14 protein-coding genes and 1 pseudogene are annotated in these 12,495 nt (G+C 63.2%); 9 read left to right on the top strand and 6 right to left on the bottom strand.

What is annotated here, in order from left to right; translation table 11 throughout:
• Positions 1–157 precede the first annotated feature (157 nt).
• The gene (locus QYH69_RS06955; RefSeq protein WP_308831162.1) at positions 158–739 is read left to right on the top strand and encodes a TetR/AcrR family transcriptional regulator; all 582 of its coding nucleotides are present in this window, start codon (positions 158–160) and stop codon (positions 737–739) included.
• A gap of 165 nt (positions 740–904) precedes the next feature.
• Here QYH69_RS06955 and phaP read toward each other — a convergent pair whose 3' ends face one another.
• Positions 905–1,462, bottom strand: a complete 558-nt coding sequence (phaP, locus tag QYH69_RS06950) for a TIGR01841 family phasin (protein WP_308831161.1) — start codon at positions 1,460–1,462, stop codon at positions 905–907.
• Between the two features lie 59 nt (positions 1,463–1,521).
• A complete protein-coding gene (locus QYH69_RS06945; protein ID WP_308831160.1) occupies positions 1,522–1,722 on the bottom strand; it encodes a hypothetical protein in 201 nt (66 codons plus the stop codon).
• Between the two features lie 377 nt (positions 1,723–2,099).
• Between QYH69_RS06945 and QYH69_RS06940 the strand changes: the two genes are divergently transcribed.
• On the top strand, positions 2,100–2,519 hold the full coding sequence (locus QYH69_RS06940) for a GFA family protein (protein WP_308831159.1): 420 nt from the start codon (positions 2,100–2,102) through the stop codon (positions 2,517–2,519).
• A gap of 82 nt (positions 2,520–2,601) precedes the next feature.
• Here QYH69_RS06940 and QYH69_RS06935 read toward each other — a convergent pair whose 3' ends face one another.
• Entirely contained in the window at positions 2,602–2,754 is a 153-nt protein-coding gene (locus tag QYH69_RS06935; RefSeq protein WP_308831158.1) for a DUF6496 domain-containing protein, read from the bottom strand.
• A 198-nt stretch (positions 2,755–2,952) separates the two neighbouring features.
• Between QYH69_RS06935 and QYH69_RS06930 the strand changes: the two genes are divergently transcribed.
• The gene (locus QYH69_RS06930) at positions 2,953–3,528 is read left to right on the top strand and encodes a DUF1349 domain-containing protein (RefSeq protein WP_308831157.1); all 576 of its coding nucleotides are present in this window, start codon (positions 2,953–2,955) and stop codon (positions 3,526–3,528) included.
• Between the two features lie 141 nt (positions 3,529–3,669).
• Positions 3,670–4,452: an alpha/beta hydrolase gene (locus QYH69_RS06925; RefSeq protein WP_308831156.1), complete on the top strand. Its 783-nt coding sequence runs from the start codon at positions 3,670–3,672 to the stop codon at positions 4,450–4,452.
• A gap of 49 nt (positions 4,453–4,501) precedes the next feature.
• Here QYH69_RS06925 and QYH69_RS06920 read toward each other — a convergent pair whose 3' ends face one another.
• Positions 4,502–5,395: a LysR family transcriptional regulator gene (locus QYH69_RS06920; protein WP_308831155.1), complete on the bottom strand. Its 894-nt coding sequence runs from the start codon at positions 5,393–5,395 to the stop codon at positions 4,502–4,504.
• Between the two features lie 157 nt (positions 5,396–5,552).
• Between QYH69_RS06920 and QYH69_RS06915 the strand changes: the two are divergent.
• The 4 genes and pseudogenes from QYH69_RS06915 to QYH69_RS06900 form a co-directional block, all read left to right on the top strand.
• Positions 5,553–6,815: pseudogene (locus tag QYH69_RS06915) on the top strand (MFS transporter); the annotation flags it as partial.
• Between the two features lie 166 nt (positions 6,816–6,981).
• A complete protein-coding gene (locus QYH69_RS06910; RefSeq protein ID WP_308831154.1) occupies positions 6,982–7,956 on the top strand; it encodes an amidohydrolase family protein in 975 nt (324 codons plus the stop codon).
• 201 nt (positions 7,957–8,157) lie between these two features.
• Positions 8,158–8,322, top strand: a complete 165-nt coding sequence (locus QYH69_RS06905; RefSeq protein ID WP_308831153.1) for a zinc ribbon domain-containing protein — start codon at positions 8,158–8,160, stop codon at positions 8,320–8,322.
• A gap of 241 nt (positions 8,323–8,563) precedes the next feature.
• On the top strand, positions 8,564–9,343 hold the full coding sequence (locus QYH69_RS06900) for a DUF4410 domain-containing protein (protein ID WP_308831152.1): 780 nt from the start codon (positions 8,564–8,566) through the stop codon (positions 9,341–9,343).
• A gap of 111 nt (positions 9,344–9,454) precedes the next feature.
• Here the strand turns inward: QYH69_RS06900 and QYH69_RS06895 are convergent, their stop codons facing one another.
• Entirely contained in the window at positions 9,455–10,378 is a 924-nt protein-coding gene (locus tag QYH69_RS06895) for a LysR family transcriptional regulator (protein ID WP_308831151.1), read from the bottom strand.
• Positions 10,379–10,801: 423 nt separating this feature from the next.
• Between QYH69_RS06895 and QYH69_RS06890 the strand changes: the two genes are divergently transcribed.
• A complete protein-coding gene (locus QYH69_RS06890) occupies positions 10,802–11,857 on the top strand; it encodes a methyl-accepting chemotaxis protein (protein WP_308831150.1) in 1,056 nt (351 codons plus the stop codon).
• Between the two features lie 30 nt (positions 11,858–11,887).
• Here QYH69_RS06890 and QYH69_RS06885 read toward each other — a convergent pair whose 3' ends face one another.
• Positions 11,888–12,295, bottom strand: a complete 408-nt coding sequence (locus QYH69_RS06885) for a hypothetical protein (RefSeq protein WP_308831149.1) — start codon at positions 12,293–12,295, stop codon at positions 11,888–11,890.
• Positions 12,296–12,495: the final 200 nt, after the last annotated feature.

The following is a 12,495-nucleotide window of genomic DNA, read 5'->3' as shown; positions in this document are numbered from 1 at the left end:
CAACTAAAAGCCCACGAGGCAGGTCGACCGCGCAGTTCATTGAATCCACGTTTATGCACGGAGCAAAAGCGCGCACATTCATGGCGAAATGAGCTTTGCGCATTTTCGCCAACAATGTCAAAATAAATGCGTACCCGTTCGTTCAAAGAGGAAAGCCATGGCAGGAGTCCGACAGTTCGATGAAGACGCCGCGTTTTCCGACGCGCTCGAGGTCTTCTGGCGCAAGGGTTTCCGCGCAACGTCGATGCTGGATCTCGCCGAAGCCACCGGTGTGCAGCGCGGCTCGCTGTACAACGCGTACGGCGACAAGGAAGAAATCTTCGTGCGCGTATTCGAGCGCTATACGGGCCGTTTTCTCGCGGACGCGCGCAAGGCGCTCGACAAGCCGGACCTGCACGACGCGCTCGTCTCGTTTTTCACGTTTGCAATCCGTTCAATATCGCAGGGCACGCCCACGCGCGGTTGCCTGTCCACCAAAACGGCAGTCGAGATCGACCCCGATTCGCCCCGTTTGCGTGAAGCAGTGCAAACCATGCTCGACGATCTCGAAAGCACCTTGCTCGAAGTGCTGAACACGAAGGAAGCGCGCGCGCAACTTGCGGTTCCGCCGCAGCAGGCGGCCACGCTCATCGTCACGATGACGCGCGGCATCGCGGTCATGGAACGCGTCTACGAAGACCCGAAGCGCTTGCGTCAAACGGCATCGGCACTCGTCGATGCGCTCGTGCCGCGGCGCTGACCGCACTGAGGCGAGCGCCGTGGGCAACGCATACGAAACCCGCGCGAATGCCTACCGGCTGAGCGCTGAAGCATGCGGCCCGAAACCGCATAAAAAATGGCCCGCCAGATGGCGGGCCCGAAAAGCGCCTGGACGCGGGGATCGCGCCCGGGTTACTACACCGTTCTACTTCCTGCCAGCCACCGCCTGAGGCGCAGCAGACTGCGCGCGCTTCGCCGCGCCCGCCACCACATTCATATTCGACTCCGCCGTTTCGACTGCCTGGCGCGCGGTTTTGAACAGGCTGTCGTACCACGAGTTGGTTGCATGGATCATCGAGTTCAGCGCGGCCACGGCCGCTTCGGACCCGACCGGCGCGCTCTTTGCCGCTTCGTCGAAACCCGACTGCACCTTGCGCGTCTCACGTTCGTATTGAGCGCCGGCCTGCTCGGTCAGCGCGGCCTGCGTATTCATCAGGATATCGAACACCTGCCGGTTGTAGGCGGCGATCCGTTCAATAAGCGGCGGCACCCCTTCCGGCGTCTCGAAAAATGCCTGTGCCCCCTTGCCCGATAGCGCGCTTTGCCAGCGCGCCGCATTCACGTCGAGCGAAGTCTTCATGGTTTTCATGTTCAGTGTCACGAGCTTTTCGAAGCTGCTGAGCGCCTCGAACGCGAACCGGTACGTCGCATCGACATTCGCCTTCTGCGCATTCGCCAATTGCTCGGGAGAAACGTAAGTCATCTGGTATTCCTCATTGATGCGCGACACCGCTCTTCCGGGCACGGCATCGCCACGCTGGATTAACGAAGGGAGTGAAAGCGCGCGAGCAATGCATGACCGCGGTCGGTCACGCGCGGCAGCAGCCCTGTTTCACAGGCGCCGCTATCGAGTTCGACGAGCTTGCGTTCGACGAGCGTGTGAAGATCGGCCCTGTCGAAATCAATCGACTGTTCGGCGTGCTTGACGAGCATGAGCGTTGCAAACTCATGTGGGCTTAGCATGCGAGTCTCCTATCGGTGGCTGAGCCGCGAAACTGAACCGGCTGCGCCAGTAATCATTTAAATCTGACGATACTTCGTCCGTAGCGTCGAGCCGTATGGTCGTCACCAGGGACCCCATCCTAATGCGGCGATTCCGTTATTTCAATCGGTATGCCTCCCTCTTGATGCATCTTTTTTGCGATAGATCGTCGCGCCGGAAACTCTTGCATTGATCTGCAAATCGATGCGGCAATTCATGCCGTGATCGAACGCATTCATTAAACACTGCTGTCATGAAAGAGACACGCCCTTATGCAACGTCGTTTTAAATCAGATGGAATCCTTACGGTCCGAGGTTTGCTGATGGTTCGACGTTCTACGGAAACAGGGAGGTCGAAGTGGAATCGCTATCAGAAACAACGCCGCCAATCTCGGTCTATGAAGGCGGCTGCGCGTGCGGCGCGCTGCGCTTTCGCGCGCGAGGCGCGCCCAAACGGGTCGGCATGTGCCATTGCATGACCTGCCGACGCGTTCACGGCTCGGCATTCGGCTCCTACGCGATATACGAGAAAGACGATGTCGAGTGGTCGGGGTTGACGCAAGCCTGGGAAAGTTCGGCATTGGGCCGCCGCCATTTTTGCCCGGTATGCGGCTCGGTGGCGTTCATGGAATATACGGACAGGTCCGAAATCGATATGCCGCTTGGTGCATTCGATCGCACCGGCGTTTTCGAACCGACGTATGAACTTTGGTGCTGTCATCGCGAGCCGTGGCTGCCGCACGGCGTGCGTACCGAATTCGAACAGGACCGCGACTGACGTAGCGCCGGGCGCTGCCACTCGAACCACGTCAAGCGTTATAAGCGCGGTTCGAGCGGCAGTGCCTCGCCGGCAGCTGACCTCACTTGCCACTCTTCTTCGGGATTTTCGCGCCCGACTTGCGCGCCTCGTTCAACGCAATCGCGACGGACTGCTTTTGCGATCTACCCTGCTTCTTTTCCGTCTTGATGTTCTCGCTGACGGTTTCCCTCGACGTTCCTTTCTTCAGCGGCATGATGTTCTCCTGTTTGCGCGAAATAGCTGACTGAATGGCATCGCTCGATGCGCGCACGGCACACTGCCGACGCATTGCGCATCGAGCAACCGCCATTCCCACGCACGGCGGCTCCCGAGCCGCGCGCGACCGCCGGCGCGTGCTTTATGCTGGCAACTGCCCCCGCGCCCCGCGCCACGCCCCCCGAGGAGACAAAACGTGTTCGAACAATGCGAATGGCTGAATGAACCCGCGAGCTGGGCGCTGCAGAACGAGCGCCTGCAAGTCGAAACGGACCGCGCGACGGACTTCTGGCGCGAAACCCACTATGGCTTTACACGCGACACCGGGCATTGCTACGGCACGCATACCGCCGGTGATTTCACCGCGCAGGTTCACATACAAGGGCGATTCGAAACGCTCTACGATCAGGCGGGCCTGATGGTGCGCATCGACGCAACGCAATGGGTCAAGGCCGGTGTCGAATTTACCGACGGCGCATTGGTGCTCAGCAGCGTGCTGACGGTCGGCCAGTCCGACTGGGCGATCGCGACGCGCATCGACGGCGCCCAAGGCTTCTGGCTGCGCGCGAGCGTCGCTGAACGCGTTTTGCGCTTGCAGTACTCGGTCGACGGCGTGCACTGGCCGCTGCTGCGCCTCGCGCCGTTTCCGCATGCGGACAGCTATTTCGTCGGACCGATGTGCTGTACACCCGAGCGAGGCGGACTGGTCGTCGAGTTCGATTCGTTCAGCGTCGGCGCGCCGTCGGGCAAGGCGCTTCACGACCTGACCTAGCTCGACTGGCCGGCATCGCGCTGCCGGCACGGAATTTCTTGCAGGCATCGATTGTTATGCTGGCGGGAGCGGCCGGCGCGCGACGTCCATTTCGACACGCCGGCTTCGCATTGCACGATTGACTACTGATCCAGTTCAAGCATGCCGATCATTCACGCCAACGGTATCGACCTCAATGTGTCGATTGACGGAGAAGGGCCGCCGCTGCTGCTTTTGCATGGCCTCGGCGACCGACTCCAGCGCTGGGAGGAAGAGGTGCGGCATTTCAGCCCGTTCTTCACGACCGTCGCCTTCGACGCGCGCGGTCACGGCGCTTCGACGAGGCCCGCGCAATACACGCTGCAAGATCATATCGACGACGCGATCGCGCTTGCCGATACGCTCGGTTACGGCGAGATCAACGTGATCGGCACGTCGATGGGCAGCTACGTCGCGCAAGGCGTCGCCGCTGCGCAGCCGGAGCGCGTGCGCAGCCTCGCGCTGATCGTGCCGAAGTGCCATGGCAGGACATCGTCGTCGGCGCGCCTGCTTGCCGAGCACGCAGACGAACTGGCAAACAGGACGTTCGAAGAAAAGCAGCGATTCCTGCACGACCTGGCGTTCGGCCCTTATGCCAGTGCGGAACTGAAGCACGCGGCCGCGGAAAAGCGGTTTAGCGCGCCGCTTGGCGAATCGGAAATGGCGGCCGCGGTTGCGGCGCTAACGAATTTCGATCTGCGCGCGCTGCTGCCCGACATCAAGGCGCATACGCTCGTGATGTCGGGCAAGCACGACGTGCTGAACCCGGTGCAGGACGGGCGCGATTGCGCGGACCGCATCAACGATTCGGAATTCATCGAAATGAAGCGTTCCGGCCACTATCCGAACCTCGAGGAAGCAGAGCTTTATCTAACTGCGCTCGGTGAATTCCTCTCCGCATGGTGAGCGGCAGGCGTGACAAAATGAGCGATCAAGGCGCGCATGCCCACGCCCGCTACTCCGGGTCATAAGGCCTGATCAGCTCCGCAAAGCGGTCAGCGAGCGTCGGCCGTGCGCGCGCTGGCCAGATCGCGCTCAGTTCGAAGCGCGGCAACGCATCGCCATCGGCAATCTCGCATAAGCGCACGCCGCTGAATTGCAGCGTGCGCACCGACCTGGGCAGCAACGACACGCCGCAGCCCGCGGCCACGCACGCGAGCACGGTCAGCGACCGGTTCGCGTTTTGCACGATCTCGACCTCGCAACCGGCCTGGCGAAATGCGCTCAGAATGCCCGCGCGAATAACTGGCAACTGATCGTGAGGAAACCAGACGAGCCCGTGCTGTGCAAGATCGCGCAACAGCAAAGGCGCCTCGCCGTTACGCGGAAACGAATCGGGCAGCACCGCGAGCAGCCGTTCACGCGCGATGAGTTTTTCCTTCATCCTGCCGCTGACGGCCACCGGCGTATGCAAAAGTCCGAGGTCGATCTCGCCCTTCTCGAGCGCGTTGACCTGCTCCGCGTTACTCATCTCGCGCAATACGAGTTCGACACCGGGCACGGCTACGCGCAACGCCGCAATCGTGCGGGGCAGCACATCGAACAGCGCGGCCGATGCAAAGCCGATGGTCAGCCGTCCCGCGCGGTCCGCGCCGATTGCATGCGCACGCAACGAAGCGGCGTCGATACGCGCGACCGAAAGCCGGATGTCGTCGACAATTGCGAGTCCCGCGGGAGTCAACGACGCGCCGCGCCGGCTACGCTCGAAAAGCTTCACGCCCCACTCTTTTTCCATGCGCGTCAGCGCCTGGCTCAAGGCAGGCTGCGCCACGCCAAGCATATCGGCGGCACGCGTCACGCTGCCCGCGTCTGCGATCGCAAGAAAGTACTTCAGGCTGCGCGTTTCCATATCGCCGCAATATGAATATTGATCATTTTCATAATACAACGATATCCAACGAGTCCCTAGAATGCGGGGCATGGGCAGGCGCGACGCAGCGCGTCCGTCACTCTTCGAACAATGCAATGCCCGGCCGCAACGTGCTGCGGCGCCGCCTGGAGACGCGATGAACTGGTATCGGGAAATCTCGCCAACGGAAAAGCGCACCTTATGGACATGCTTCGGCGGCTGGGCATTGGACGCAGTCGATACGCAGGCGTTCAGCCTCGTGATTCCCGCGTTGATCGCGACCTGGGGAATCGGCAAGGGTCAGGCTGGCCTGATCGGCGGCGCGACGCTAGTCGCCGGCGCGTTGGGCGGCCTCTGTGCCGGCGTGCTGTCGGACCGCTTCGGCCGCGTGCGCGCGCTGCAGATCACGGTATTGTGGTTTTCGCTCTTCACGCTGCTGTCCGCGTGCGCGCAGAACTACGAGCAGTTGCTCGTGCTGAAGTCCCTGCAAGGGCTCGGTTTCGGCGGCGAATGGACCGCGGGCTCGGTGCTGCTCAGCGAAACGATACGGGCGATGCATCGCGGCAAAGCGCTCGGCATCGTGCAAAGTGCGTGGGGCTTCGGCTGGGCCGGCGCGGTGCTGCTTTACGCGATCGTCTTCTCGTCGGTCTCGCCCGCATGGGCGTGGCGCGTGCTGTTCGCGCTCGGCGCCATTCCCGCGGTGCTCGTGCTCTACGCGCGACGCAACGTGCCCGAGCCGCCGCGCGACACGAGCCCGGCGCACGACAAGGCGCGCACACCCGACTCCAGGCTGCCGGTGCTCGGCATCTTCGATCGTTCGGTGATCCGCACGACCATCGTCGGCGGCATGATCGGCCTCGGCGCGCACGGCGGCTACCATGCAATCACCACCTGGCTGCCGACGTATCTGAAAACAGAGCGGCACCTGTCGGTGCTCGGCACGGGCGGCTACCTCGCGGTCGTGATCGTCGCATTTATTTGCGGGTGCTTCGTGAGCGCATGGCTGCAGGATCGCATCGGCCGGCGCCTGAATCTGATCCTGTTCGCGCTTTGCTGCGCCATCACCGTCAACCTCTACGTCTTCCTGCCGATCGGCGACACTGCCATGCTCGCACTGAGCTTCCCGCTCGGCCTCTTTTCGGCCGGCATTCCGGCCACGCTCGGCGCGCTTTTCAACGAGCTCTATCCGCAAGGCGTGCGCGGCACCGGCGTCGGTTTCTGCTACAACTTCGGCCGTATCGTGTCGGCGGGCTTTCCGGTGCTCGTCGGCCATATGGGCAATTCGATGCCGATCGGCTCCGCGCTCGGTATCGATGCGGGCGCCGCGTATGGACTCGTCGTCGTCGCCGCGCTGCTGCTGCCCGAAACGAAGGGCCGCAAGATCGCCGAACCCGCTTTTCCACGCCACCCGGACGCCCAGCACCAACGATCCGATACAGCGCACGTGGCAGACCCGTCGTGCGAGACGCACAGGGCACACGAAGCACGCACGACGCCAACGCGCATGACGCAGGAGGCGCGCAAGACAGCCGCCGAGGCACATCGCGCGTAACCGCCATGGCGCGACACCGTTGTCAAAGACTTCCATGAACAGCAAAGCGATCGAATGCCCGTCCTCTCTGCTGCACGCCGCGTGCTCCGGCACGCAGGCGCCGGCCGGCGCCCCTCCCGGCTGGCTTGGCGCGACACGCCCGCCGCTTGTCGCGGTGGACACGCACGCGCACGTATTCGTGCGCGGCCTGCCGCTTGCCGCGCAACGCCGGCATGCGCCCGAATACGACGCAACGATCGAGACGTATGCGAGCTATCTGGCGCCCAATGGCCTCTCGCATGCCGTGCTCGTGCAACCGAGCTTCCTCGGCACCGACAACCGCTTCTTCGTCGACGTCATGCGGCGCTACCCGTACCGCCTGCGCGGCGTGGCAGTCGTCGCGCCTTCGGCCGGGGACGCTGAACTCGACGCGCTCGCGCAAGCCGGCGTCGCCGGCATCCGGCTGAACCTGATCGGCCTGCCGGTTCCGGACCTGTCGCAGCCCGCATGGCGCAACCTGCTTGCACACGTCAACGCGCTCGGCTGGCATGTCGAAGTGCATCGCGAAGCGGCTGACCTGCCGGCGCTTGTCGGCGCGCTGCTCGCGCAACGCTGCACAGTCGTCGTCGATCATTTCGGGCGGCCGTCGCCCGACCTCGGCGTTGACGACCCGGGTTTCCGTTATCTGCTGTCGGTGGCGTCGACGGGGCGCGTCTGGGTCAAACTTTCGGGTGCTTACCGAAGCATGAGATCCGGCAGTGTCGAAGTCGCAGGCGCGAGCGCCGGGGACATGCGCGATGCCGACGGCACCGGACTCGGCGCGCGACTCGCCGCGCCGCTGCTCGAGGCGTTCACACCCGAGCGACTCGTGTGGGGCAGCGACTGGCCGCACACCGAGCATCGGCAGCACGTCGACTACGACACAACGCGTATGGCGCTCGACGTCTGGGTGCCGGACGCCGCGCAGCGAGAGACGATCCTCACGCGTTCGCCACAAACGCTTTATCGGTTCGACGCGTACGCAGGATGAGCATGGCCGTGTTATCGCCGTGTTCTCGCCATACGTTCCCCCGCATCTTCGCCACCAAGGCACTAGAATAAGTTTGCGCGGCCAACGCTCGGCGAGCGACCCGCGCAGCGCGCGTTGCCACGCCTGCCACCGCCGCCGCGCGCTTGCGTGCACCTCTCCACTGCCCTCGCCTCTCTCGCCCGTTTCTGCAGGAGGTTTGCCATGCCGACCTACGAGTACCGCTGCGAACAGTGCGGCGAAAAATTCGAGCACGCCGAACACATCGGCGAGCACCCGACCGCCCATCCGGCCTGCCCCAAATGCGGCAGCGAAAAGGTTCAGCATCTGCCTACGCAATTCGTCGCGAAGACCTCGCGCAAGAGCTAGGTTGAACTCGCCGCGCGCCGTGTGCAGCAACGCTCACCGCGCGCTGACATAGCTCGACATAATTGATCGATAGCGGTAGCGCAGCGGGTCGACCATACTCGCTTGCGCGTGCCGGCCTTGTGAAAGCGTATGTGCAGATCCGATCGGCCAAGTCACGCAACAGGTGACATCGCCGCAACCATCGGACGAAACGTTCATACCTTCAGCGCACTTTTACGCATCATTCACAGGTCAGCCCATCATGTTCACGACACTCGCATCCATCGGCAAGAAAACCGCTCGCCACGCTTCGTCCGCCCTGCTGTTCAGCGCCATCCTGCTGACCGGTTGCGCAAGCGGCATCAGCAACGTCGCGAACGCAGACCCGAATCCGGCCTTGCCGCAAACGCAGATGCGGCCCGACGACATCTATGTCTATGCGTTCGTCAGCAGCGCCGACCAGGTGAAGCTCGATAGCGGCGGCCTCGCGCACAAGCTCATGTCGCGCCTGTCCGGCAGCTCCGATGAACCGCAGCAGGCCGCCGACGCGCTTCGGGTACAGCAGCAGGTCGCCGACGAAATTGTCCGCAAGCTGCAAGCGATGGGTCTGCACGCGGTACGCGCCGACGCGCCGCCGCCCGCCGATCAGAACGTGCTGCTCGTGCAGGGCAGCTTCGAGAAGATCGATGCCGGCAATCGCCGCCGCCGCACGGTGATCGGTTTGGGCGCCGGCGAAAGCGATGTCGGCACGGCCGTGCAGGTGCTGTACAAGCCGGCCGGCGGCATGCCGACGCTGGTACAGAGCTTCGATGCGAATGCCGATAGCGGCAAGGCGCCGGGCGTTGTCGAAACAGCCGGCGTCGGCGCGGTGGCGGGACATATTGCTACGTCCGCGGCGGTCGGCGGCGGCATGCACGCGGTGTCGGAAACGAAGCATGACACCGTTGGCCAGGATGCGAAGCGCCTCGGGGACAAGATCGCGAAACAGATCGCCGACATCGGCGTCAGCGAAGGCTGGTTGCCTAACAGCACGGTCCGCTAACACGGTATCGAATCAGCGGCGCGAGATGACGCGAATCGGGAGCGGGAGCGACGCGCGCGCCGCCACCTGCTTTCCGGTCGCGCCTCTCGTTGCCCGCCGCGCGAGTCGGCGTCACTCCTGCCCGGCGTTGCCGTTCAGATCGGGATGCTGCTGCGCGAGTTCGCTGACCCAGCCGGTAAACGCCCGCAGCCGCGAACTCAGATTGCGGCGATGCGGATAGACGATCGACAGCGGCGTCGACGGGCTCGTGAAATCGCCGAGAATTTCCGTCAACGCACCCTTGTCGATCAGATCGGCCACCATGAAGCGCGACGGCTGGATAATGCCGTGGCCGAGCGCGGCGGCGCCGATATAGACACTGCCGTCGTTGACCGCAAGCACGCCCTTCATCTGTACCTTGACAGTCTCGCCGCCCACTTCGTACTCGAACGGGAAGGTCTTGCCGCTGCGCGCCGACACATAGTTGACCGCACGGTGCTCGTTCAGATCGTCGAGCGTTTTCGGCGTGCCGTATTTCTCGAGATACGCGGGCGCCGCGCAGGTGACAATGCGCGCATTGCCGATCCGGCGCGCGACGAGGCTCGATTCCTCGAGCCGCCCCATCCGGATCACGCAGTCGGCGCCGTCCTGGATCAGATCGATATTGCGATCCGCAAGCCCGAGCCGCACGTCGATTTGCGGAAACTTGCGGTAGAAATCGTCGAGCGCGGGCAGCAGCAGCGCACGTGCCAGCGTGCCCGACGTATCGACGCGAATCGTGCCGGCCGGCGTCTCGCGCTTGTTCGACAGCGACGATTCCGCGTCGGCGACATCCGCGAGAATGCGCACGCAGCGATCGTAGAAGAGCGCCCCGTCTTCCGTCACGTTCACCTGGCGCGTCGAGCGGTTCAACAGTCGCACGCCGACATGCTCCTCGAGCGCCTGAATGGTTCGGCTGACCTTGGCCCGCGGCAATTCGAGCGATTCCGACACCTTCGAAAAACTGTTTGCTTCGACTACACGCGTGAATATCTCCATTGCCTCCAAGCGGTCCATTTATCTGCCCTATCGTTGTTGCGCGCCATACGCGTATTGATCCGGAAAAGCCGGACGCTTCGACAAACACTCGCCCCCCACCCGACCTGCATGGAAGCGGTTTCATCTCTTATCACGCAAGATCTTACGCCAGCATGACAAAAAACTCATGAACCGCACGGGCAGGCGCATCGGAGCGGGATCGCCGCGAGCGGCACAAGCCCATAGCGTGCCGGCGCGGCGCGCCCCATTCCAGCCCACCGATGCACCGAAAAAGCCTGCATCAACACTTTTCGCACAAGCCCGGTGCAGCCGGAAAATCGACGAATGTTTTAAAGCGAAATTTATTCAGGGAACCTTAAGTATCCAGTTCGGCTTGCCGTAAACGCGAATTAAATAATCGACGTTACTGAGCGCTCAACCTTCCGCAACCGGATTCCCATTATGTCCACCCTGTTGGAGAAGCGTCGTGACCCGTCACAAGGTTCGGCGATCGCCGAACTCACGCGCGAAGTTCGCAAGATCTCACGAGACAAGATTTCGGATATCGATCTGATCAACCGCGAAGCGACCTATCTCGCGATCAACGCGCTGATCGAAGCGGCGCGCGCGGGCGAAGCGGGCCGCGGCTTCGCAGTGGTCGCGAACCAGGTGAAAAACGTGTCGGGCCGCATCGGCCAGCTGACCGGCGAACTCGGCAAGGAACTGAACGGCCTCTCCGAACGCATGGTGACGGAACTCGAGCGACAGCAGGGTCAGCGCCTGACCGACCTCGCGCTCAACATGATCGACGTAATCGACCGCAATCTCTACGAACGCTCGTGCGACGTGCGCTGGTGGGCGACCGATGCGGCCATCGTCGATTGCCTGATGAGCGGCTCCGACGAAGCGGCCGCCTATGCGTCGAAGCGGCTGTCGGTGATTCTCGATAGCTATACGGTCTATCTCGACATCTGGGTGCTCGATCTGCAAGGGCGTATCGTGGCGAACGGGCGGCCCGCCCAGTTTCCGGTCGCGGGCACGGTCAACGCGGCCCAGCACGAATGGTTCGCCGCCGCGCTGCGCACGCGCTCCGGCGACGAATACGCAACCGCCAACGTCGACACGCTCCCTCACCTGCAAAGCGCGCAGGTCGCGACTTATGCGACCGCAGTCCGCGAACACGGCACGGCCGACGGCCGCATCGTCGGTGCGCTGGCGGTGTTCTTCGACTGGGCGAAGCAGGCGTCCGCGGTCGTCGGCAGCGTGCGTCTTACCGATGAAGAACGCACGCGCACACGCTGCATGATCGTCGACGCGAGCGGCCGAGTGATTGCGGATTCGAAGGAAGCGGACCGCGATACGGCGCGCTTCGATCTGCCGCCCAACCGCGAAAACACCGGTAACTATCGGAGCGCGAACGGGTCGCTCGTCGGGTACGCGCTGACGCCGGGCTATGAAACGTATCGCGGCATGGGATGGTATGGCGTGATCGAACAACAGACGAATAGAGCGGCCTGACCATATCGGACCGCAAATCGGGACCGCAGATCAGGACGACCGCTGCCAGTCGTTCCACAGCCGCACACCCGCATCGTGCGAGACGAGCACCGCAATGGCCAGCGCCTTCAACGCGCACTCGACGCTGGACAGCGCGAAGCCGATGCGGTCATAGCGGAATTCGCTCGGCAACGCGGGCACGATGGCCAGCACGCTCGCTCCGCATACGAATAGCGCGATGAGCCGTGCGAACGGCGCGATCGATGCGCGGGTGCAGGCACATGTAATCAGGATCACGAGCAGCGCCTTCGAAAACACGAGCGCGGCGCTCTGCGCGCCGGACACACACGCCGCGAGTTCGAACGGCGTTTCGATTAGCGACCAGACGAGCACGGCGCCAAGCGCGGCGCGCAGCACGGTCAAACCGCGACGATCTTCAGGATTCGACAACAGGAACATGGACAGCCCCTCCGGATGGTTGCGCGCACTTCGCTCGCCGCCTGTTTACCGTCTCATTGCAGTGTTTTATTCCGCCGGCAAGTCAGTTCCTTGACGAGCGTCGCGGTGCGTGCGGCCGGGAGCCTCGCTGCGGATCCCGTGCATATCACAGTAGGACGAGAATGCCCCCTGCGATTTTTTACGCGTCGTGCAACTTCACA

This window comes from Paraburkholderia sp. SARCC-3016 (assembly GCF_031119615.1).
Taxonomy (GTDB): domain Bacteria; phylum Pseudomonadota; class Gammaproteobacteria; order Burkholderiales; family Burkholderiaceae; genus Paraburkholderia.
The sequence above is the reverse complement of the archived record's forward strand: the minus strand, read 5'-3'. Positions and strand labels throughout refer to the sequence as shown.